This is a genomic window from Rhodanobacter sp. C03 (genome assembly GCF_002001175.1).
In the GTDB taxonomy this organism is placed as follows: Bacteria; Pseudomonadota; Gammaproteobacteria; order Xanthomonadales; family Rhodanobacteraceae; genus Rhodanobacter.
Genome location: NZ_MUNT01000001.1, coordinates 825,544 through 846,644, shown reverse-complemented (window position 1 = coordinate 846,644; position 21,101 = coordinate 825,544). Strand labels below are relative to the sequence as shown.

Annotated in this window: 20 protein-coding genes; 8 read left to right on the top strand and 12 right to left on the bottom strand. The window is 65.5% G+C overall.

Annotated features, from left to right (window positions below; translation table 11 throughout):
* Window positions 1–28: 28 nt before the first annotated feature.
* Entirely contained in the window at window positions 29–967 is a 939-nt protein-coding gene (locus B0E48_RS03600; RefSeq protein ID WP_254423833.1) for a hypothetical protein, read from the bottom strand.
* A 348-nt stretch (window positions 968–1,315) separates the two neighbouring features.
* Here B0E48_RS03600 and fusA point away from each other — a divergent pair, with 348 nt between their 5' ends.
* The 3 genes from fusA (at window position 1,316) to B0E48_RS03585 (ending at window position 4,512) form a co-directional block, all read left to right on the top strand.
* Window positions 1,316–3,355, top strand: a complete 2,040-nt coding sequence (gene fusA / locus B0E48_RS03595; protein WP_077516935.1) for an elongation factor G — start codon at window positions 1,316–1,318, stop codon at window positions 3,353–3,355.
* Window positions 3,355–3,894 (top strand): DUF6438 domain-containing protein, encoded by a 540-nt coding sequence (locus tag B0E48_RS03590; protein ID WP_077516037.1) that lies wholly within the window; start codon window positions 3,355–3,357, stop codon window positions 3,892–3,894. Before fusA ends, B0E48_RS03590 begins: the two co-directional genes overlap by 1 nt.
* Before the next feature lie 108 nt (window positions 3,895–4,002).
* A complete protein-coding gene (locus B0E48_RS03585; protein WP_077516036.1) occupies window positions 4,003–4,512 on the top strand; it encodes a GreA/GreB family elongation factor in 510 nt (169 codons plus the stop codon).
* Window positions 4,513–4,646: 134 nt separating this feature from the next.
* On the opposite strand, the gene B0E48_RS03580 is transcribed toward B0E48_RS03585, so the two are convergent.
* The 8 genes from B0E48_RS03580 to B0E48_RS03545 all read right to left on the bottom strand — a co-directional run bounded on the left by B0E48_RS03580 (window position 4,647) and on the right by B0E48_RS03545 (window position 12,322).
* Window positions 4,647–5,954 carry a DUF58 domain-containing protein gene (locus B0E48_RS03580; RefSeq protein ID WP_077516933.1) on the bottom strand — a complete coding sequence of 436 codons (1,308 nt, stop codon included), beginning with the start codon at window positions 5,952–5,954 and terminating at the stop codon, window positions 4,647–4,649.
* Entirely contained in the window at window positions 5,954–6,961 is a 1,008-nt protein-coding gene (locus B0E48_RS03575) for a MoxR family ATPase (protein ID WP_077516035.1), read from the bottom strand. The genes B0E48_RS03580 and B0E48_RS03575 overlap by 1 nt, the downstream gene beginning before the upstream one ends.
* Window positions 6,958–8,085 (bottom strand): DUF4350 domain-containing protein, encoded by a 1,128-nt coding sequence (locus tag B0E48_RS03570; RefSeq protein ID WP_077516034.1) that lies wholly within the window; start codon window positions 8,083–8,085, stop codon window positions 6,958–6,960. The genes B0E48_RS03575 and B0E48_RS03570 overlap by 4 nt, the downstream gene beginning before the upstream one ends.
* The gene (locus B0E48_RS03565; RefSeq protein ID WP_077516931.1) at window positions 8,082–9,611 is read right to left on the bottom strand and encodes a DUF4129 domain-containing protein; all 1,530 of its coding nucleotides are present in this window, start codon (window positions 9,609–9,611) and stop codon (window positions 8,082–8,084) included. The genes B0E48_RS03570 and B0E48_RS03565 overlap by 4 nt, the downstream gene beginning before the upstream one ends.
* Window positions 9,601–10,578: a stage II sporulation protein M gene (locus B0E48_RS03560; RefSeq protein ID WP_077516033.1), complete on the bottom strand. Its 978-nt coding sequence runs from the start codon at window positions 10,576–10,578 to the stop codon at window positions 9,601–9,603. The genes B0E48_RS03565 and B0E48_RS03560 overlap by 11 nt, the downstream gene beginning before the upstream one ends.
* Window positions 10,575–11,255, bottom strand: a complete 681-nt coding sequence (locus tag B0E48_RS03555) for an RDD family protein (protein ID WP_077516032.1) — start codon at window positions 11,253–11,255, stop codon at window positions 10,575–10,577. The genes B0E48_RS03560 and B0E48_RS03555 overlap by 4 nt, the downstream gene beginning before the upstream one ends.
* On the bottom strand, window positions 11,255–11,773 hold the full coding sequence (locus B0E48_RS03550; protein ID WP_077516031.1) for an RDD family protein: 519 nt from the start codon (window positions 11,771–11,773) through the stop codon (window positions 11,255–11,257). Before B0E48_RS03550 ends, B0E48_RS03555 begins: the two co-directional genes overlap by 1 nt.
* Before the next feature lie 81 nt (window positions 11,774–11,854).
* A complete protein-coding gene (locus tag B0E48_RS03545) occupies window positions 11,855–12,322 on the bottom strand; it encodes an SET domain-containing protein-lysine N-methyltransferase (RefSeq protein ID WP_077516030.1) in 468 nt (155 codons plus the stop codon).
* Between the two features lie 122 nt (window positions 12,323–12,444).
* Between B0E48_RS03545 and B0E48_RS03540 the strand changes: the two genes are divergently transcribed.
* Both B0E48_RS03540 and B0E48_RS03535 read left to right on the top strand, forming a co-directional pair.
* Entirely contained in the window at window positions 12,445–12,927 is a 483-nt protein-coding gene (locus B0E48_RS03540; RefSeq protein ID WP_077516029.1) for a hypothetical protein, read from the top strand.
* A 43-nt stretch (window positions 12,928–12,970) separates the two neighbouring features.
* On the top strand, window positions 12,971–14,746 hold the full coding sequence (locus B0E48_RS03535) for an acyl-CoA dehydrogenase C-terminal domain-containing protein (RefSeq protein ID WP_077516028.1): 1,776 nt from the start codon (window positions 12,971–12,973) through the stop codon (window positions 14,744–14,746).
* A 179-nt stretch (window positions 14,747–14,925) separates the two neighbouring features.
* On the opposite strand, the gene B0E48_RS03530 is transcribed toward B0E48_RS03535, so the two are convergent.
* Window positions 14,926–15,171, bottom strand: a complete 246-nt coding sequence (locus B0E48_RS03530; RefSeq protein ID WP_077516027.1) for a hypothetical protein — start codon at window positions 15,169–15,171, stop codon at window positions 14,926–14,928.
* A 99-nt stretch (window positions 15,172–15,270) separates the two neighbouring features.
* Window positions 15,271–16,707, bottom strand: a complete 1,437-nt coding sequence (locus tag B0E48_RS03525) for an RNB domain-containing ribonuclease (protein WP_077516026.1) — start codon at window positions 16,705–16,707, stop codon at window positions 15,271–15,273.
* 164 nt (window positions 16,708–16,871) lie between these two features.
* On the opposite strand from B0E48_RS03525, the gene B0E48_RS03520 reads away from it, so the two are divergent.
* Window positions 16,872–17,345, top strand: a complete 474-nt coding sequence (locus B0E48_RS03520; RefSeq protein WP_077516025.1) for a GNAT family N-acetyltransferase — start codon at window positions 16,872–16,874, stop codon at window positions 17,343–17,345.
* A 107-nt stretch (window positions 17,346–17,452) separates the two neighbouring features.
* On the opposite strand, the gene B0E48_RS03515 is transcribed toward B0E48_RS03520, so the two are convergent.
* Window positions 17,453–18,235 (bottom strand): SapC family protein, encoded by a 783-nt coding sequence (locus B0E48_RS03515; RefSeq protein WP_077516024.1) that lies wholly within the window; start codon window positions 18,233–18,235, stop codon window positions 17,453–17,455.
* Window positions 18,236–18,474: 239 nt separating this feature from the next.
* On the opposite strand from B0E48_RS03515, the gene B0E48_RS03510 reads away from it, so the two are divergent.
* Complete coding sequence (locus B0E48_RS03510; protein WP_077516023.1) at window positions 18,475–19,074, top strand: HNH endonuclease; 600 nt, start codon at window positions 18,475–18,477, stop codon at window positions 19,072–19,074.
* 82 nt (window positions 19,075–19,156) lie between these two features.
* A complete protein-coding gene (gene dxs, locus B0E48_RS03505; protein ID WP_077516022.1) occupies window positions 19,157–21,049 on the top strand; it encodes a 1-deoxy-D-xylulose-5-phosphate synthase in 1,893 nt (630 codons plus the stop codon).
* The last annotated feature ends 52 nt before the right edge of the window (window positions 21,050–21,101 follow it).

Below are 21,101 nucleotides of genomic sequence, written 5' to 3'. Positions count from 1 at the left end.
TGGGCGCAACCACGGTTCCGCATGACACTCAGGGATGACTGGCGGCACCCGCACGCTCACGCAATTCGGCTTCAACCGCACGGTTCGGCGTGTCGATCGGACAACCCCACTCCAGTGGCTTGCCGGCACGATACATCGCGATGCACGCCTCGACGCCGGGTGGTTTGGGCGCATGCGGATCGACGGCGAGCGGTTTGGCCGGCGCCATGCTCAGACGCTCGTCGCCATCCTTCGCCGAGGGCGGTGGCGGCGGATCGCCGCCGCAGCCACCGGCCAGCATTGCGATGGAAATGCCGCAGTGAATACGCACTCCGCCGGGCAGGTTGATGGTTTTCTTGACCGTGGTCTTGTCCACCAGTTTCTGCAACGCGTTGTCGACCGCATTGCCATTGCCGCTCCAGTCGTTTTCGAAGCGCGTTGCCTGGTACTTGACCGGACTATCGTGCTGCATGACCTGCATGTCGCCCTGTGGCCGGTTCTGCACGTAGCCGGGCGTGGGGGCGCTGGCGGCAGGCGCCGGCAACCGCGGCTTGCCGTTCTGGTCATACAGCGACGACGTGTCGACCGGTTTCGGTGTCGGCAGCTGCACCGTCATCGCATCCTTTGACACCGGCTCGCGCGGCTTCGGCAACGCGCGTGGTGGCGCAGCCGGCGGCGCAGGTACCGGCGGCGGCTTGACCGCGACCGGCGGCGCACGCGTGATGAAACGCACCTGCAGCACTTCTTCCGGCCGCACGACCTGCACCGTCGGTGCCGGCGGCCGCATCTCGAACCAGATCACCAGCAGGAACGGCAGGTGCAGCAACGCGGCCACGACCAATGCCAGCCAGCGCGAGCGGCGCTCCGAGCGCGCCTCGCGCCATCGCAGCTGGCGCAACCGCGCCCGGGTCGCCCCGTCCAGCGGCATCAACCCACGGCCCGACGGAGCCTCGTCGGGGGAGTGCGGGTTGTGCTGTTCGGCCTGCAACGGATGAACGATGACGACACCTCGGTGGCGCGGATGGCTGCGGGCAGGATGCCGAATGGCGCTTGAACCCGGCAGGACTGGCCACGCGGGTGCCGGTGGGAGTTCACGTGCCCATGACAGACCGCCGCGGCGTGCCGCCGGTTCCCCGCACTGCAGCTTGACCGTACCGGCGGTTCGCTCAAGTCTAGGCGGGCGGCGTCATGCGCCGCCCCGCCATGACCGCCCTCGGCTTGTATCTAACGAAGGACGACCATGACGGCCCGCCACTTCAGTCGCCAACGCGCGGCTTCGTGCGGCGCCGTTGTCCATGCCGGCACGAACTGCGCCCAGTCATGGGAGGGTCGCATCGTGTCGTACACCACGGAAAACATCCGCAACATCGCGCTCACCGGTCATGCCGGCGTGGGCAAGACCACGTTGTTCGAAGCCCTGCTGCTGGCCGGTGGCGCGATCCAGACAGCCGGTTCGATCGAACGTGGCAGCACGGTCTCGGATACCGACAGCCAGGAAAAGGCGCGCGCCCATTCGATCGACAGCTGCGTCGCGCATATCGACCACAGCGGCTGCCACCTCAACCTGATCGACACCGCCGGCTACGCCGATTACCGCGGCGCCACGCTGTCTGCGATGGCCGCGGTGGAAACCGTGGTGGTGGTGGTCAATGCGATCAACGGCATCGAGCACGGCACCCGTCGCATGATGGCGCATGCACACTCGCGCGGACTGGCGCGCATGCTGGTGATCAACAAGATCGATTTCGATGGCGCCAACCTGGCCAAGCTGGTGGACGCGTTGCGCGAGGAATTCGGCAGCGAATGCCTGCCGGTGAACCTGCCCGCCGGGCGCGGCAAGCGCGTGCTCGACTGCTTCTTCCACAGTGCAGGTGACACCGATTTTTCCTCGCTGGCCGAGGCGCACCAGCGCATCCTGGACCAGGTCGTCGAAATCAACGAGACGATGATGGGGGCCTACCTCGACGCCGGCGAAGGCGCGTTGACACCACAGCAGCTGCACGATGCGTTCGAACAATGCCTGCGTGAAGGCCACCTGGTACCGATCTGCTTCGTCAGTGCGCGCACCGGCGTCGGCGTCAACGAACTGCTGGAAGTCGCCGAACGACTGCTGCCGAATCCGGCCGAGGGCAATCCGCCGCCGTTCGGGCGCGGCGACGGCACGCCACTGGTGATCAGCGCCGATCCGAAGAGTCATGTGATCGCCGACGTGTTCAAGATCGTCAACGATCCGTTCGTCGGCAAGCTCGGTGTGTTCCGCGTATGGCAGGGCACGATCCGTCGCGACAGCCAGCTGCTGATCGACGACGGCCGCAAGCCGTTCAAGGTCGGCCATCTGTTCCGCGTGCAAGGCAAGACGCACGTGGAGATCGAAGCGGCGATTCCTGGCGACATCGCCGCGGTGGCGAAGATCGAGGACATCCACTTCGATGCCGTGCTGCACGACTCGCACGACGAGGACCTGATCACGCTGGCGCCACTGGCATTCCCGGCACCGATGTATGGCCTCGCGCTGGAACCCAAGCACAAGGGCCAGGAGCAGAAGCTGTCCAATGCCCTGGGCCGGCTGGCCGAGGAGGATCCGTGCTTTCGCGTCGAGCACCACAAGGAGCTCAACGAGACGGTGGTGCGTGGGCTCTCCGACCTGCATCTGAAAGTGATGCTGGAGCGTATGCGCGAACGTTACGGTGTCGAGGTGGCGACCCATCCGCCTCGCATCGCCTATCGCGAGACCATCGCCGGCCATGCCGAAGGCCATCATCGGCACAAGAAGCAGACCGGTGGCGCCGGCCAGTTCGGTGAGGTGTTCCTGCGCGTGGAACCGCTTGAGCGCGGCACCGGTTTCGAATTTGTCGACGCGGTGAAGGGCGGCGTGATTCCCGGCCAGTTCCTGCCGGCGATCGAGAAAGGTGTACGACAGGCGATGGAACACGGCGCAATCGCCGGCTATCCGCTGCAGGATCTGCGGGTGACCGTGTACGACGGCAAATACCATCCGGTCGATTCGAAGGAGGTCGCCTTCATCAGCGCCGGCAAGAAGGCGTTTCTCGACGCGATTGGCAAGGCGCGGCCGATCGTGCTGGAACCGATCGTCAACGTCGAGGTGGCGATTCCCGAGCACAACGTCGGCGACGTCACCGGCGGCCTCGCCGGCAAGCGTGCGCGCATCATGGGCACCGACACCCAGCGCGGCGGCGAACTGGTGATCAAGGCGCAGGCGCCGCTGGCCGAACTGATCGACTATCCCACTGAACTGAAATCGATGACCGGTGGTCGCGGCCGCTACAGCCTCGACCTCAGTCACTACGAAGCGGTGCCGTCGAATGTGCAGAAGCAACTCAGCGAGGCATGGAAGCCACATGCGGAGGAAGACTGATGTACACCAGTCGCAGCATGATCGTATGTGCGGTGCTGTGGTCTGGCACATGCACGCTGCCTGTCGAAGCCGCACCGGATCAGCCCCTCCGCAACGCCAGCGTCACCCTGCAGCGCAGCAGCTGTTTCGGCAACTGCCCCGCTTACAGCGTGACGGTGACCTCGGACGGTCAGGTCAGCTTCGAGGGCCACGTCCATGTGCAAACCGGCAGCGCCCGCGGTCATGCCACCCCAACGCAGTTCGCGAATATTCTCGCCGTGGTGGAACAAGTCGGGTTCCGCTCGATGCGCGACAGCTACGTCTCCAGCGATGACGGCTGTGTCGTGCTGATGAGCGACCAGGCCGGCGTGAAGATCACCGTCGTCGATACGACCGGCAGCAAGACGGTGAACTTCTACAACGGTTGCACCGGTGCCACCGCCGATGCGGCGCGTACAGGCATCCAGCGGCTGGCCCGCAGCATCGATCAACAACTGGCCACCGCCCGCTGGATCGGCAAACCGGCCGCACCAGGCGATGCTGGAAAAACCGATCGCTGACCTCACTTCGCCTTCATGGCCGCCGCAGCAGCGTCTGGCTGGCGGCGGGATGATCGCCACTTGCCACCCCATCTGCGACCTGATTGCGCATCGCCGCGGGAGAACACGATGAGCCGAGCCTTCACCAAGGAGTCCGATGACGGCGATGCACCGGCGTTGCCGGACCTGCCGCTGAGCACGCACCCGAACTACGTCACTCCGCGCGGTCTGGCGCAGCTGCAGGCACGGCTGCAGGCAGCTACCGCGCGACGCGATGCGTTGAAGGCCTCGACCGACACGATGACCCTGCAGAACGAACTGGCGCCACTGGAACGCGAACTGCGCTGGCTCCACGCGCGGGTGGACAGCGCGATCGAAGTGGACCTGCTATCGCAGCCACAGGATCGCGTCACGTTCGGCGCGAACGTCAGCGTGGACAGCAGCGAAGGGGCACAACGTTACTGCATCGTCGGCGAAGACGAGGCCGACGCCGAACAGCACCGGGTCAGTTATCTGTCGCCGCTGGCACAGGCGCTGCTCGGCGCCCGTGTCGGCGATGAGGTGAACTGGAAACGGCCGGCCGGCGATCTGTCGATCGAGGTCATCGCGATCGACTACGACGGCGAGATCCAGGCGTAAAGACCTGAGCCTTTCACCCACGACAGAACCTGTAGGAGCGGCTTCAGCCGCGATGCTTTCGGATGGCCGAAGCAGAAGATCAACAGCATCGCGGCTGAAGCCGCTCCTACAGGTGAGCGATCCTTGCGTGATCGCTACAGCCGGCCGCCCCGCTTCATGCTGAGGTAGCGCTCGATCAGCGCGCCCGACAGCTCGCTGCAACTGACGTCGAGCGTGTTCACGCCCTCGCGGCGCAGGCCTTCATGCACGCGCTCGCGTTCGCTCAGGTAGTGCATCGCGGCCGCACTGCGGATGCCGGTTTCCAGGCTGTCGCCGGCTTCGGCAGCGACCCGGTCCAGCGCCAGTTCGCGCAGGCTGACCAGCATCACCAGATGACGCTGTGCCAGCATCGTCACCGCCGCGCGCAGCTCCGCATCGTCCTCGTCGCGCACGTTGGTGACCAGCACGATCAGCGCGCGTCGCTGCTGATGTGCCTGCAACGCGCTGGCCGCAGCGAGGTAATCGGTCGCCAGCGGCATCGCCTGCAGGTCGTAACCGGCGGCCAGCAGCATGTCCATGCCGCCACCGCCCTGCTGCGGCGGCAGCCAGCGTTGCTGCTGGCCAGTGCAGGCCAGCATGCCGACCGCATCGCCCTGGCGCAGCGCGATGCTGGCCAGCGCCAGCGATGCATTCAGCACGTGGTCGAAATGCGCCAGATGGTCGTCCTGCGCCAGCATGCGCCGACCGCAGTCAAGCATCAGCACCACCTGCTGGTTGCGCTCGTCGCGGTACTCACGCGAGATCAGCCGGTTGCTTCGCGCAGTGGCCTTCCAGTCGATCTTGCGCAGGCTGTCGCCAACGCGGTAATCGCGCAGCTCCTGGAACTCGGTGCCTTCGCCGCGACGCCGCTGCAGCCGCGCGCCGACGCTGCGCGAAGCCAGCTCCACGCTGAGCCCGGCAAGCTCCGCCAGCGACGCGAAATTCGGATACACCTTAACCGTCGAGGTCGCGCCAATCACCCGGCGCGAGGTCCAGCAATGCCATGGCGAGCGCAGTTGCAGGTGGCAACCCTCGAAGCTGAACTGGCCGCGGGCATCCGGGGTGACCGCGTAATCGAGCAGCAATTCGTTGCCGGGCTGCAGCGACAACGTGCGTGGCATCCCGCGCACTGCCCAGCCACCTGGATGCAGGTCGTGCAGGCGCAAGCGCTGCGCACGCGTCGCGATGGCGCGCAGGCGCAGGCCCACACGCGCCTCGGGACCGAGCGGCATCACCGGCGCCACTTCGCGCTGCAATTGCGGCGAAGGCATCCGGCGCAGACGCCAGCCATCGAGCAACGCCAGCAGCGCGATGACGAGGCCGCAGGCCAGCCATGTCGGCAACGGCAGCCAGCCCAGACTGGCCAGCACACCAAGTGCGGTCCAGCTGGCCAGCAGCCACAACAGGAGCGGTGCGGGCCGCATCATTGGCGAGGTGCAGGCACCTTGTGCAGCAACGCAGCAAGCACGTCATCGGCACGCTGCCGCTCGATCAGCGCCTCCGGTGCCAGCAACAGGCGATGCCGCAACGCCGGCAACGCCACCGCACGCACATCGTCCGGGGTGACGAAATCACGCTCGTCGAGTACGGCCTGTGCGCGCGCCAATCGCGCCAGCGCCAGTCCACCGCGCGGGCCGGCGCCGCCGATCACACCCGGCCATTCGCGCGTTGCGCGCACGATGCGTACGGCGTAGTCGGTCACTGCGGCATCCATGCGGATCGCCGCGACGCCCTGCTGCAAGGCCAGCAGTTCCGGCTGGCCCATCACTGGCTGCACCCGCGAGACATCGAGGTCAGCGGCCACCTTGCCGTTGACCACGCCGGCGACTATGCGGCGCTCATCCTCCAGCGTGGGATAGCCGATCACCACCTTGATCAGGAAGCGGTCGAGCTGCGCCTCGGGCAACGGATAAGTGCCCTCCTGCTCGATCGGGTTTTGCGTGGCCACCACCATGAACGGCGCCGGCAACGGAAAGCGGCGACCCTCGATGGTGACCTGGCCTTCCTGCATCGATTCCAGCAACGCCGCCTGCGTCTTGGCCGGCGCACGGTTGATCTCGTCGGCCAGCAGCAGGTTCGCGAACACCGGGCCACGACGGACCTGGAAGCGCTCGCTCTTGGGATCGTAGATCGCATGACCGGTGACGTCCGCCGGCATCAGGTCCGGAGTGAACTGCACACGACCGAAGGTGCAGCTGACTGACGCGGCCAAGGCACGTACCAGCAAGGTCTTGCCCAGGCCGGGCACGCCCTCGATCAGCACATGGCCAGCCGCCAGCAGCGCCAGCAACACCTGGTCGAATACTTCGGTCTGGCCGATGAAGGCCCGTGCGACCTGCTCGCGCAGAGCGCGCGCATGCGCGCCGAGTTCGGCCAGCGAGAGCGTCACCGGCGGCGTGGCCGGCGCGGCAGTAAGTGTTTCGATCGTCATGGGCGGCTCCTGAGTCGCGCCAGGGTGGTGATGCATGCGCGAAACGCCTGCGCGTTCGCGGGTGACTGGAAGGCCTGCGCGATCTGCTCGGGAGCCAGCTGGCTGCGCTGCGCGAGGCGCGCATACAGGGCATCGCCGTTGAGCATGACGCAGGCCGGATCGCGGCGACGCAGGCGGGTCAGCACGGCCTGGCAGGCCAGGTTGTGCAGGCTGCGTCCGCTGTCGCGGCGGTAGATGAATTCGCCGGCCGCCTGCACATGTTCAAGCAGGGCGCGACGATGCAATGCGGGTGCCGGCATCAGCGGGCCGAACCGCTCGCTGCGCATGGCCATCCAGGCGGCCAGCAGCAGGCTCAGCGCCAGCAGTGCCGGCCAGCCTTTGAGCAGCAGCAGTTTCAGGAACGACATGCCATCCAGTGCGTAGACCAGATAGATCTCGCCCTGCCCGAGATTCGGCGCCAGCAGGCGCCAGGCAAACTGCTGCGCCGCGCTGCTGCGCAATTGCTCGCGCGAGATCACGTCCATGTCGACCAGCAGGCTGATCGAACCGGCGTCCAGCTTCGTGCGGGCAAACAGGTAACCATCCTGCAGGTTGCCGATCGCCGCATCGACGGCCGCGCCGGCAACCGGATTCAGCCGGAAGCGCTGGCCACACAACTGCACTTCGTCATTCGCCTTGTCCCCGGCAGCACCGCTCGCGCGGATCGCACTGCAGGCAAATTCCGCCGGGCGCGCATCGAGCAGGTTCAGCGCCTCGAACAGTGGCGTGTGCACGGCACTCGCGGGCGAGCCCGGCGACAGCAGCAGGTGGCCGCCGTTGCGCACCCACGCCACGATTCGCCGGGCATCGTCGACATCGATGCGACTGATGTCATCGCCCAGCACCAGGGTGTCGCCAGGCCGCAGCGGCATCTGCCGCGGATCCAGCGAGGTCAGCGAGGCCACCGTGAAATCCAGTCGGCGCAGCGACTGATCGAGCGCAAAGAAACGGTTGAAACTTGCCTCGCCATGCGCAGGCACTCGCTGCGTGACGTCCTTGCGTTCGAACGTGGCGAAGAACGCGCCAGCCAGGAGCAACCCCACGCCCAGCGCCAGCAGGCTCACCAGGATCGTGTTCCGGTTCATGCCGGCGCTCCCGCCTGCGCCGGCCAGCCAACCAGCAGGCTCTCGACGACGACGTCATCCGGGTAGCGTCCGGCATAGGCGGCGAATTGCCAGGTGCGCACGATCGCGATAACGCGCTGGGCACGCGCCGGGTCGGCCATCGCCGCGGCCTGGCGCAACCAGTCTGCCTCGGTCGCATCGATCGACGCTGGCAGTTGCAGCAATCGCGCGGTCTGTTCCACGCAACCGCGATACAGCAGGGCGAGTGCCTCGCGCTGCTGCTGTGCGCCCCACAACGTGCGGATCGCGCCGGCCAGATCGCTCGGCAGCGGCGTATCGGCCATTACCTGCGCTCGCCATGTCGGCGCGGGGGTGACAGGCGCCGCATCGACGACGACGCGCGTACGCTGCCAGCGCCAGACGAATCGCAGCAATGCACCGACCACGACCGCCAGCAGCAGCCACAGACCCAGCTTCAGGATCATAGCCACCAGCGCAGCGAACCCCGGAAACAACGGCTGCATCGGCGTGCGTACGGGCTGTGGCGTGGACGCGTACTTGAACACCCACTCGCGCGCCTTGTGCTCGCCGCCGAAACGCGGGTCACGATAGACCTCGGTAGCCGCAGCCGCGAAGCGTTGCTGGTCGGCGCCGTCTACGGGTTGCTTGAATACCTGTTCCAGCGAAGTCGGCGGCGCCACTCGCGAACCGTGCGAGCTACTCGCCGCATGGCTGGACAGCGGCCAGCAACAAGCGCAGGCCAGCAGCACGGCCAGGGTCTTGCCACTCGCCTGCAGCCGCTGGCGCAGGCGACGGAACGCCAGGTCGATATCCCACGCTTCCAGTTGCGTGCGCCGGTTGAGGTACAACGCAAATCCGCACGCCACGTACAGCGGCTCGATCACGCTCATCGCCAGATAGGCCACCAACGAAGTCAGCAGCATCCAGATCGTCGATGCCGCGTGCACGTCGACGCGGAAGAAGTCACGCAACGAATCCGGCAGCCATTCGCGTGGAATCAACAGCATGGCCAGCAGCCATACACTGAGGAACAGCACCAGTTCGAATTGCAGGCAGCCGTAAGTGAGCAGGCTGGCATCCGTCACGATGCGCCTGCGCAACACGCTCCAGCGCGCCGCCCGCTGTCTGCGTGGCAGCCCTTCGAGCAATTCCAGTGGCAGGCGCAGCGAACGGTTGCTGTCGATCCGCAACCAGCTCAACGCCGCCCACGTGCTGCCCCACGGCCACTGACCCTGGCCACGCAGGGTCTCGCGCCAGCCTGGCGCACGATCGAACACCGCGCGCGACAACACGTACAGCGGCAGCCGGTCGAACAGCGGCTTCAGCCACCACATCAATACCAGCCCCAGCCACGGCAGACCCAATGCAACACCGAGTGCATTGCAGGTCACGAATACCGGCAAGGTGAACGCAAACCATGCCGACCACACGGCGCGCGCATTCGCACGCAGCATCGTGGCGCCCAGATCCAGCGCCTCGCGCGGCGCACGCGGCCGCAGCACCACGCTGATCCGCTCAAGCTCCATCGCTGCGCTCCCGGCCACCACGCCACAACCAGCCCAGCACCAGCAACCACAGCAGCGCGCCGCTGCCGAATTTCACGCCGTTCGGCAACGCGGCGATCGACGACCAGTACGCCTCGATGAAGGCCGCGGCCAGCAGCATCGCGAACGCGCCCAGCGCCAGCTGCGCACCGACCCAGCCGGCGGCGACCAGCGCCGGCCCGCGTCGTTGCCGACCCGGCATCAGCAGGGTGAGGCCCAGCTGCAGCCCGGCGCCGCCGGCAATCACCAGCGCGCTCAGCTCGAACGCCGAATGCCCCACCACGAAGCGCCAGAACGGTCCGCCATAGCCGATCGCGTCGAGGTGCCCGGCCACGCCGCCGATCAGCACGCCGTTGGCGGCCAGCACATAGATCGCACCGACGCCGAAGAACAGCCCCGAGGCAAAGGTGCGGAACGCGATGCTGACGTTGTTCATCACGTAGTAGCCGAACATCTGCAGGTCGGTGCCGCTGCTGCGGCCGATGTGGGGATTACCCGGGTCGTACATCTTTTCGAACTGCGCCAGCTGTGCGCTGCTGAATACCGTATGCGCCAGCTCGGGTCGCAGTTGCAGCAGCACCAGCGTCACCAGCGCCGGCAGATAGAACAGCAGTGCCGCCGCGGTCATGCAGCGCCACTGCGACCGCACCAGTCGCGGGAAACCGGCGAGCAGGAACATCGCCACCCGATGCCAGCGTGGCGCCGGCGGCCGGTACAGCACGCGATGTCCCTGCTGCACCAGACGTTGCAGCCTATCGGTGACCTCGCGGCTGTAGCCGCGTCCACGCGCTAGTGCCAGCTGATGGCACAGGCGCCGGTACGACTGCGGAAAATCCAGCGTATGTTCCTGCCGCATGGTGCGCTGCGGCTGCCGATCGAGCGCACTAAACCAGGACTGCAAGTCGTCCCACTCGCAACCGTGCATGGCGACGAAGCGCTCCTGCTTCATGCGCGTCCCAGCAGCCAGTTGGCGTGAGCGATCAGCTGCGACACCGCGGCGGTGTCGCGACGCCCGGTCAGCGGCAGCAGCAGATTGGCCAGTTCCTCCTGCCGCTGCAGAGTGAGTTGGCCAGAGCGTTCGGCAAACTCCACCAGCGCGGCCTGCTCGTCCGCTGCCAGCACCACCGGTGGCGGTATGGCCGCGACAGTCGGCACCTGCGTACCGGCCGGCAGCTCGACCGCGTGCACCACCATCGTGCCGGCCACGATATCGCCGAGCCGGCGCGCATGCGGATCGATCAGCGTACAGACCAGGCCGACGCCGTACACGCCCGGCAACACATCGACCACGCGCAACAGGTTGCGCACCACCGACGGCACCCACGTCACCGGCGTGCCATCGGCATTCACCACGCGCAAACCGAGCGCGCGCTTGCCCAGCGTCTGGCCGTCCAGCCAAACCTCGCACGCCACCGAGTAGGCCCACATCAGGGCGAACAGCAACAGCATGGCCAGCCCGTTGCCACCGACGCCGAGCAGCCCCAACGGAATCATCGCCAGCATGAACACCCCCATGCGCAGCAACGCATCGAGCATCCATGCCTGCGCGCGCGGCAGCGCACCGGCCGCGCGCAGACGCAGGCTGATCCCTTCGGGAGTTTCTATCTCGCGTACCGTGTCGAGCATCAAACGTCGACGACGATGGTGTCGGCGATCAGGTCATGCAGGCAGCGTCGTTCCTTGCCGAAGATCAGCAGCGGATCGACCAGATTGATCAGCCTGCCGACCACGGGAATGATGCCGATCAGGATGATCGGAACGACCCGCAGGAAGATGTAGCGAACCAAGCCGACGCGATTGCCATCGGTACGCACGATGGCGATATCCAGTGCACGCTTGCCGATGGTCTGGCCGCTGCGATGAATCAAGATGCAGTTGACGACGAAGATGCCGATCAGCAGAGCCAGACCCAGCAGCATCACGCCCACCATCGGCGCGGCCGGCTTCAGCCCGTGCTTGACGTCACCTGCCATGGTGGCGCCCCAGATGATCGGGAGTAGCCAGATCAGATTGACCAGGAGATCCAGCAATGCAGCGCCAAGGCGTTTGCCACGCCCGGTCTTGCGGTTTTCCAGATCATACGCATCCCATGCGGCCGCATCGTCGACCACGGCCGCTGGCGCGGCATATGGATTCGCTTCCATCACTCCCCCTGTTGCTGTTCTCGTTGCCCTCCCCCATGTCGGGCAACGAGGACGAGTATAGAAGCGAATTTTGACCGCTGACTAGCGCTTGGACTTGAGCAGGGTACCGGTGCATTTCGGCGAACCGCACAGGCACACCCACAGCTTCTTCAGGCGCGCGGTGTGCGGTACTTCGAGCACGATGCCATAGTCGTATGTGAGTTCGTCGCCGGGCTTGATCGCACGGATCGTCTCGATCACCACCCGGTCCCTGCGCGGATCGCCACTGGCGCTTTCCTCGACCACGGCGCGACAGTTCGGTGCGCAGCTGTGGTTGATCCAGCGCGCGCTGTTGCCGTGCTGGTTGGCGTCGATGATGTAGTCGTCGTTGAGGGTAAACAGGAACGTGTGGCCGGTCTCGCCGCCGTCGCCATACAGATCGTCGGCTTCGGCATGGGTCAGCAGCTTGCCCTTGTACTCGATGATTTCCTCGCCCTTGGCGATCGGGGCGGTGGCGAATACACCGTTGCCGTGGATTGGCGAACGGCGGGCAGTGATACGACGGGTCATGAAGGCTTCTGCTGGCTGGGAACGGACCCACGATGATGCCCGCTGCACCGCGCGATGGGAACCGCCGCTGACTTTGTCATGCCAGCTGGGCTAAGATTCAAACAATCGTTTGAGGAACGGCCATGAAACGACTGTTGTGCGGCTTTCTGCTTGCCATGCTCGCTGCCGGCCTGACCGCTTGCGGGCCACAAAAGAAAAGCGTCTACCCGCCTACGCTGAGTATCCAGCAGCTGGTGGTGCGGCCAGGCGGCCAGTGGCAGCTGACCGTGCGCATCCAGAACAACAGTTACGGCGAGATGGATTTCAAGTCGCTCGATGGCCGGCTGCAGATCGCCGAACTGGTGCCGATCCGCCTGCACACCACCTTCGAGCGCGACATCCCGGCGCTCGCCGGCGATGTGATCCAGCTCGATGTGCTGCCCACGGCGCCGATGAGCGCGGCACTGCAGGCCATCGCGGGCAAGGGCAGCGCCGGTTCGCTCGCCTACCGCATCAGTGGCAGCACCAACGCCAAGCCGGAGCAGGAAAAGCAGCCGCGCGATTTCGACTTCAACGGCAACGACTGGCTCTCGCCGGTGCCGGGCATCCCCAACACTTATCGCTGACATCGCCTTCTACACGACGCCACCTTTCACCAAAGGAATCACCATGACCATCTACAAGGCCCCGCTCGACGATCTGCGCTTCGCCCTGTTCGACGTGCTTGGCGCCGAATCGACCCTGACCTCGCTGCAGGGTGGTGAAGGCCACACCCGTGACCTGCTCGACGCGGTGCTGGAGGAAGCCGGCCGCCTCAGCGAGCAGTTGCTGGCGCCGACCAACGGCCCCGCCGACGAGGAAGGTTGCCACTTCGACAAGGCCACCCAGACGGTGACCACGCCGAAGGGTTTCAAGGAAGCGTTCAAGCAGTTTGCCGAAGGCGGCTGGACCGGCCTGACCAATTCCGAAAAGTACGGCGGCCAGGCGCTGCCCGGCGTACTCGGCATCGCGACCACCGAGATCTTCCAGTCCGGCAACCTGGCGTGGAGCCTGTATCCGCTGCTGTCGGAGGGCGCCACCCACGCCATGAAAATGCATGGCGAGGAATGGCAGCGCGAGCGCTTCATGAAGCCGATCGTCGAAGGTCGCTGGACCGGCACGATGTGCCTGACCGAACCGCAGGCCGGCTCCGACCTCGGCCTGCTGAAGACCCGCGCCGAACCCACTGACAACAACGCCTACAAGATCACCGGCACCAAGATCTTCATCAGCGCCGGCGAACACGACCTCACCGAGAACATCGTGCACCTGGTGCTGGCGCGCCTGCCCGACGCGCCGGAAGGCAGCCGCGGCATCTCGATGTTCATCGTGCCCAAGTTCAAGGTCAACGAGGACGGCTCGCTCGGCGCACGCAACACCGTCGCCGCCGGTGCGATCGAACACAAGATGGGCATCCACGCCTGCTCCACCTGCGTGATCAACCTGGACGGCGCCGAAGGTTATCTGATCGGCAAGCCGCACAAGGGCCTGATGGCGATGTTCACCATGATGAATGCCGCACGCCTGTCGGTTGGTGTGCAGGGCCTGGCGCTGGCCGAACGCGCGCTGCAGAACAGCCTCAACTACGCGCGCGAACGCCTGCAGTCGCGTTCGCTGTCGGGCCCGAAGTTTCCCGACAAGCCGGCCGACAATCTGCTGGTGCAACCGGATGTGCGCCGAATGCTGCTGACCCAGCGTGCCTTCGTCGAAGGCTCACGCGCGTTGCTGCTGTATACCGCGCTGCAAACCGACGTCGAGTCGCGCAGCACGGATGAAGCCGCGCGCAAGGCCGCGGGCGAACTGGTCGCGTTTTTGATTCCGATCGCCAAGGGTGTGGTCACCGAGCTGGCGCAGGAGTGCACCAAGGAAGCACTGCAGATCTACGGCGGCCATGGCTACATCGCCGAGAACGGCGTCGAGCAGTTCGTTCGCGACGCCCGCATCATCACCCTGTACGAAGGCACCACCGGCATTCAGGCGGCCGACCTGCTGGGCCGCAAGATCCTCCAGCTGCAAGGCGTGGGCTTCAAGCACTTCCTGCAGGAGATCAGCGCGTTCTGCCAGAAGCACAGCGCCGATGAAGCGTTGCGCACCCTGATCGGGCCGCTGGCGATCATCACCAAACAGTGGGGTGACCTCACCCTGCAACTCGCCCAACGCGTGCAGGCCAACCCGGAGGAACTCGGCGCCGCCGCCACCGACTATCTGTACTACTCCGGCTATGTCAGCCTCGCCTACCTGTGGGCACGCAGCGTGGCTGCCGCCGAAGCCAGCACGCAATCCGCCGCGTTCAAGCAGGCCAAGCGCGACACCGCCAGCTTCTACTTCACGCGCATCCTGCCGCGCACGCTGGTGCACAAGGCGGCGATCGAGGCCGGCGTGGCGACCTTGCCAGAGATCGCCTGAGACATCGCCCGAACATGGGCAACAAAAAAAGCCCGGGCAAGCCCGGGCTTTTTCTTGACAGCACTGACAGGCAGCGACGTTCGACAGAAAGCTACCGGGTTCGGCCGGCCCCGGAACGATGTGTCGAACTTGGTCATCTTTGGCTCAAGTGCGGCATCACCGACAACCACCGGCATGCCTCACTGTCCGAAGGGGTCCTGCAGGGAGCCACTGCTGAAGCGCAGGTACTGCCGGATCAATTCTTCATGAGCTTCGGCGACCTCGAGGAGTTCGCGCGCCATGGCTTCCTGCGCAGCGGCGAGCGCCGATTGGTATGACACCGGTGGCGGTGCCGGCGGCGCCTTGGCGACCCGCAACTCCGGCACATCGGCCTTCACCAGTTCGGACTCGAGCAGATAGGAGATGTCGTAGGCATGATCGTTCATGCCACAGGCCATGCAACAGTCTTGCCAATGCATGGCCAGTCATCGCATCCGCTGGTTCAACCCGGCGTGCCGTGGAAGCCGGTGCGCCTTACAGGCCGGTTATCCCGCCAGCTCGAAACGCGTGGTGCGCTTGACCGGATCCGCCTCGACCAGCTTCACCTTGACATCGGCACCCAGCGGCAGGCTGGACGTGCTGGAAACACTGGCCTCGATCGCGGGATCGCGCACGATGACCACACCTTTCCTGGGATCATTGGAGGCAACCTCGACGATGGCGCCGGCGAATGTTTCACCTACGCGCGACGCCAGCACCTCGGCTTCGGCGAGGTCGAGTACGGCCTTCTCATACTGGCGCGCTCGGTGGCCCGAAGCCTGCATCGTGGCAGGTAGACCAGGCAATGCGGCCAGTACCCAGGCCGGTACCGGTTGCTTCGCGCACAACGCCACGCAGACTTCACCAGTGTAGCGGTCGACCAGCCGGCGCAGCGGCGCGGTGGCGTGGGTGTATTCCGCCGCCAGCGCCCACTGCTTCGGCTGTGCGGGCAGCTCGCCATTGAATGCCGCGTAGCCGGCACCGCGCAACACCGTGGTGCACGCAGTGAGCATCGCGACATGGGTGTCTTTCGTGGGATCCAGCGAGCGGATGAAGTCGGGATAGCTCTGCGCCGATGGCCAGTCGATACCGAGTGCCTGCGCGGTGATGCGCAAGCGCTGCAGTGACTGCACTTCGGGTTCGGGCAGCGTGCGCAACAGACCGACCTTGGCCTGCACCATCAGCTGTGCCGCTGCCATGCCCGTCAGCAGCGAGATCTGCTCGTTCCAGTCCTCGACCGCCAGACGTGCGCGGAAGGACAGCGTCCACTGCCCGTCGACCACGTCGATCTCCTGTTCGGGCAGCGGCAGGCTGATGCCGCCGCGAGAGAACTCGCGCTGCTGGCGCAGCTCGCCGATCTCGCGCAGCACGGCCCACATCGGATCGGCGGTGCCGGCATCGATCAACTGCTGCACACCGGCGTAATTGAGCTTGGCGCGGCTGCTGACGCGGGCGCGTCGCACGTCGATGCTGCTGATCTCGCCGCTCTTGTCCAGTTCGATCGTCCACAGCAGGGCCGGACGCAACTGACCGGGCAGCAGCGAGGTGGCGCCCTCCGACAGTACTTTCGGATGCAGCGGGATCTTGGCATCCGCGCCGTACAGCGTCTCGCCACGCCGGTTCGCCTCAAGGTCGATCGGATCGCCGGCAGTGACAAACGCCGCGACATCGGCAATCGCGTAGTAGACGCGATAACCACCATCACTGCGTTCGACGTACATCGCCTGATCCAGATCCATCGACTCAGGCGGGTCGATCGTGATCAGCGCAATATCGGTGCGATCGAGCTCCGGCAACCGCGGATTCGCTGCCACCTGCTCGGCGGCAGCCTCGACGTCTGCTGGAAACGCCTGCGGCAGTTTCAGTTCGGTCTGGATTTCGCGCATGCCCTGCGCGAGTACATCATCATCGGCTTGAACGTGGATGCGGCGGGTGGTCGACACGGGCGATCTTCCTGGCGTAATGCCTGTCGGCAGTGCAGGGCCAACACATCGCCCCGGCGAATAGTCATACCGCCCGGAATATACACGCGTCGTTCGGGACTTCCACGGCTGGCGCGCTGGGTGTAGAAACGGCAGGGTCATCCCCCGCATTCTGTCGACACCCCATGACCACCACTTCCCTGCTGATCCGTCTCGCCGAAGACGACGACGACTTCATCCTCTCGCTGGTACCGCGCTTCGTCGATTTCACCCTGCCGCCATGGCGACGCCGGCACGAATGCGTCGAGGGCATCCGCAACGACCTGCTGCGCCATCTGGAAGACCAGCCGGCGAACAGCTACCTGTTCGTGGCCGAGGACGCGGACGGCATACGGGTTGGTTTCATTCATCTGCAACGCACCGCGGACTTCTTTACCGGGCGCAGCAATTGCCACATCTCCGATCTGGCCGTGGCACCGCAGCACGAGGGCAACGGGGTCGGTCAGGCCCTGCTGGCACATGCTGAGGGCTGGGCACGCGAACATCATTGCCAGCTGGTGACGCTGGCGGTGTTTCCCGGCAACGAGCGGGCACGCGCGCTGTACGAGGCGACCGGCTACGCGCCGGACCTGTTGCGGCTGGCCAAGTCGGTGCGCTGAGCGCAAACAGGCACAAAAAAAGATGGTGCTTGCGCACCATCTTTTTCAAGCATCGGATCGCCTGTTTCGGCATCCGTCGCCACAGCAGCTCACCGGCCGACCGATACTCAGTTTCGGGTGGCGCTGCCGGCCGCTTCAGCCAACTCGCGTGCGCTCAGGCGCTGGGTCAGTCGATCGATATTGGCCAGCGACAGCAGGTGCGCGTAGATCCAGCCGAACACACCTTCACGCAAGAACTCATGGGAGGTCTTCTCGTCCAGCGTGCGCAGCTTGTTCTCGCTGATCACGAACAGACCATTGAGGCTGATCGACTGGCCTTCGGCACCATCCTTGCCCTCCTTCTGCAAGCGGACATTGCGCGGCTCCAGCAGGTCATGCTTGTTGAGCTGTTCCACAAACCACCTGGTGCGAGCCACGTTCTGCTGGAACTCGCTGAGGAAGCCGACTGCATTGGTCAGCATCTCGCTATCAGTACCGTCTTCCTTGAACAGGCGCTCGCCCTCGGCCGTGTTGAAGCCTTCGTAACGTTCGTCGAGGAACACGGCGAAATCGTCACCTACCTGATCGGCCGGCTTCTCCGCCAGCACGAATGGATAACGGCGTACGAACGCTGGAACATAAGTATTCGGCGCCCACAGGCCATCGGCATCGACGAACAGGTTCTCGTTCTCACGCAGGCCGAGCAAGGCCACCGGACCGGCGGTAGCCGCGTCATTGCCGGCAAACACGATCAGCAGATCGCGCGCGGCAACAGCGAACTCGATACCGGTGATCGGCACCGAATGCACGTTCATCGCGAACTTCACGTTCGGCACGCCCTTCAGGCGCAGATCCTTGTGTTCCGCGCGGTTGAGCGGTACCGGGTGCTCGTAGAAAAGAACTTCAGCCACGTTTATTACCTCTGCCCCCGCCGTGCCGGGTCACCACTGAAGCGCCCCTACCAAACCCGGCGTCGGGTCTGTGTCGACTGCTGATCATATCAGCGCGGCTGCGCGCCCGCGACTTTGCCACAAATGGCCAGCTGATCGCCTTTGCATGCGTTTTGCAATGAAATTGGTCTATGCTGGCTCCAGACAAGCATCCCGCATCGCTGAAACGCTCTCAAGGCCCAGGCTGAAGGACGATCTACATGCTGATGGAAGTGCCAGGTCAGGCCGATCTCAACGCGACCCGCGTGCTGTCGCTGGACTCGGCCGGCCGCATCCTCGACTGGATCAGCTGGCAGGAGGCGGTCTGCTTGTATGTTCGGGACGCCGTGGCCTGGACCTTGGGCGACCCTTGCCTCACCGTGCATGGCGGCATGAATCGCCTGCATGGCGTGCAGAGCCTGATGCAACTGCATCCGATCATCGCCAGTACCGGCCGCTGCCGCGATCACGCCGTGGATCCTGCCCCAGCACTGACCAATACCGCGTTGTTCGCCCGCGACCGCCATCTGTGCCTGTACTGCGGCGATCATTTCAGCCGCGGCGAACTGACCCGCGACCACGTGCTGCCGATTTCGAAGCACGGCAAGGACAACTGGGAAAACGTGGTCAGCGCCTGCCTCGCCTGCAACCTGAAGAAGAGCAACCGCACTCCGCAGCAGGCCAACATGCCGCTCCTGGCAGTGCCGTACCGGCCAAGCTGGGTCGAGCATCTGATCCTGTCCAACCGCAATATCCTGGCCGATCAGATGGATTTCCTGGTCAGCCATCTGCCGCGCGATCGGCGTCCGCACGCCGCCTGAGAGCGGGTCTTGGCGCCCTTGCGCCCGGATTCCGCCCGGCATCGCCCTTGCCCCGCCTCGCCGCTGGGCCAACAATACGCAGATGAACGATCTTTCCCACTATCCCCATCTCGCTCCGATCGAGACGCCGGCCGACCTGCGCCGGGTGCCCGATGACGAACTGCCCGCGGTTGCTGACGAGTTGCGCCAGTACCTGATCGAGGCCGTAGCCAGCTCCGGCGGCCACTTCGGCGCGGGCCTGGGTGTGGTCGAGTTGACCGTGGCGCTGCACCACGTGTTCGACACGCCGCATGATCGGCTGGTATGGGACGTCGGCCACCAGTGCTACCCGCACAAGATCCTCACCGGTCGGCGTGAACGGATCACCACGATCAAGAAGAAGGACGGCCTGGCGCCGTTCCCGCGCCGCGAGGAGAGCGAGTACGACACCTTCGGCGTCGGCCACTCGTCCACCTCGATCTCGGCCGCACTGGGCATGGCGATCGCCGCACAGCGCAAGGGTGACCATCGCAAGGTCGTGGCAGTGATCGGCGACGGCGCGATGACCGCCGGCATGGCGTTCGAGGCGCTGAACCACGGTGGCGACGTCGAGCCGGACATGCTGGTGGTGTTCAACGACAATGGCATGTCGATCAGCGAGAACGTCGGCGCGCTGACCAAGGTGATGGCGCGCGCGATGGCCAGCCGCCGCCTCAACGAATGGCGCGAACGGGCCAAGCGGGCGATACCGAAACAATCCTTCTTCGGCCGCTTTTTCAAGCGTTGGGAGGAACACGCCAAGGGCATGTTCGTGCCCAGCACACTGTTCGAGGAACTCGGCTTCCACTACACCGGTCCGATCGACGGCCACAACATCCCGCAGCTGCTGCAGGCGCTGCGCACGGTGAAGAACCTTCCCGGCCCGCAACTGCTGCATGTGATCACCACCAAGGGCAAGGGCTACGCCCCGGCCGAACAGGCGCAGATCGAATACCACGCGGTCGGCCCATTCGATCCGCAGGCCGGTCTGGTGAAGAAGAACGCGCCGGCCAAACCCAGCTATACCGAGATCTTCGGCGACTGGCTGTGCGACCAGGCGGCAGCCGACGAGCGCCTGCTCGGGATCACCCCGGCGATGCGCGAGGGCTCCGGCCTGGTGCGCTTCTCGAAGGAATATCCGCAGCGCTATTTCGATGTGGCGATCGCCGAGCAACACGCGGTGACGCTGGCCGCCGGGATGGCCTGCGAAGGCGCCAAACCGGTGGTGGCGATCTACTCGACCTTCCTGCAGCGCGCCTACGACCAGGCGATCCACGACGTGGCGCTGCAGAACCTTGACGTCACCTTTGCGATCGATCGCGCCGGCGTGGTCGGCCCGGATGGCGCCACTCATTCCGGCAGTTTCGATCTCAGCTTCCTGCGCTGCCTGCCGAACATGCTGATCATGGCGCCGGCCGACGAGAACGAGTGCCGCATGATGCTGAGCACCGGCTTCCAGTACCACGGTCCGGCGGCGGTGCGTTACCCACGCGGCAGCGGCCCGGGCGCCGCATTGCGCAAGGAACTCGACACCCTGCCGATCGGCAAGGCCGAGCTGCGCCGTCGCGGGCATGGCCTGGCGATCCTCAGTTTCGGCGTGATGCTGGCGCCGGCGACGGAGATCGCCGCCGAGCTCGACGCCTCCCTGGTCAACATGCGTTTCGTGAAACCGCTGGACGAGGCGCTGCTGCTCGAACTGGCGAAGAGCCACGATACCTTCGTCACGCTGGAAGACAACGCGATCGCCGGTGGTGCCGGTTCGGCCGTGGCCGAGTGCTTCGCCGCACATGGCGTCGTCAAGCCGATCCTGCATCTCGGCCTGCCGGACGTCTATCTGGAACACGGCAGCCGCGAGGAAGTGCTGACGATGGCCGGCCTCGACCTGCCCGGTATCCGTCACGCGATCCGCGCGCGGTTCCCGCAACTGGCCACATCGAACATCGCCAGCATCGGCTGATATCCCAGCCATTCCGACCTGTAGGAGCGGCTTCAGCCGCGATGCTTTTGCT

Coding starts and splice junctions, on each gene's coding strand:
- B0E48_RS03590 (WP_077516037.1), top strand. CDS start 3,355: ATGTACACCAGTCGCAGCATGATCGTATGTGCGGTGCTGTGGTCTGGC.
- B0E48_RS03585 (WP_077516036.1), top strand. CDS start 4,003: ATGAGCCGAGCCTTCACCAAGGAGTCCGATGACGGCGATGCACCGGCG.
- B0E48_RS03580 (WP_077516933.1), bottom strand. CDS start 5,954: ATGCGGCCCGCACCGCTCCTGTTGTGGCTGCTGGCCAGCTGGACCGCA.
- B0E48_RS03575 (WP_077516035.1), bottom strand. CDS start 6,961: ATGACGATCGAAACACTTACTGCCGCGCCGGCCACGCCGCCGGTGACG.
- B0E48_RS03570 (WP_077516034.1), bottom strand. CDS start 8,085: ATGAACCGGAACACGATCCTGGTGAGCCTGCTGGCGCTGGGCGTGGGG.
- B0E48_RS03565 (WP_077516931.1), bottom strand. CDS start 9,611: ATGGAGCTTGAGCGGATCAGCGTGGTGCTGCGGCCGCGTGCGCCGCGC.
- B0E48_RS03560 (WP_077516033.1), bottom strand. CDS start 10,578: ATGAAGCAGGAGCGCTTCGTCGCCATGCACGGTTGCGAGTGGGACGAC.
- B0E48_RS03555 (WP_077516032.1), bottom strand. CDS start 11,255: ATGCTCGACACGGTACGCGAGATAGAAACTCCCGAAGGGATCAGCCTG.
- B0E48_RS03550 (WP_077516031.1), bottom strand. CDS start 11,773: ATGGAAGCGAATCCATATGCCGCGCCAGCGGCCGTGGTCGACGATGCG.
- B0E48_RS03545 (WP_077516030.1), bottom strand. CDS start 12,322: ATGACCCGTCGTATCACTGCCCGCCGTTCGCCAATCCACGGCAACGGT.
- B0E48_RS03540 (WP_077516029.1), top strand. CDS start 12,445: ATGAAACGACTGTTGTGCGGCTTTCTGCTTGCCATGCTCGCTGCCGGC.
- B0E48_RS03535 (WP_077516028.1), top strand. CDS start 12,971: ATGACCATCTACAAGGCCCCGCTCGACGATCTGCGCTTCGCCCTGTTC.
- B0E48_RS03530 (WP_077516027.1), bottom strand. CDS start 15,171: ATGAACGATCATGCCTACGACATCTCCTATCTGCTCGAGTCCGAACTG.
- B0E48_RS03520 (WP_077516025.1), top strand. CDS start 16,872: ATGACCACCACTTCCCTGCTGATCCGTCTCGCCGAAGACGACGACGAC.
- B0E48_RS03510 (WP_077516023.1), top strand. CDS start 18,475: ATGCTGATGGAAGTGCCAGGTCAGGCCGATCTCAACGCGACCCGCGTG.
- dxs (WP_077516022.1), top strand. CDS start 19,157: ATGAACGATCTTTCCCACTATCCCCATCTCGCTCCGATCGAGACGCCG.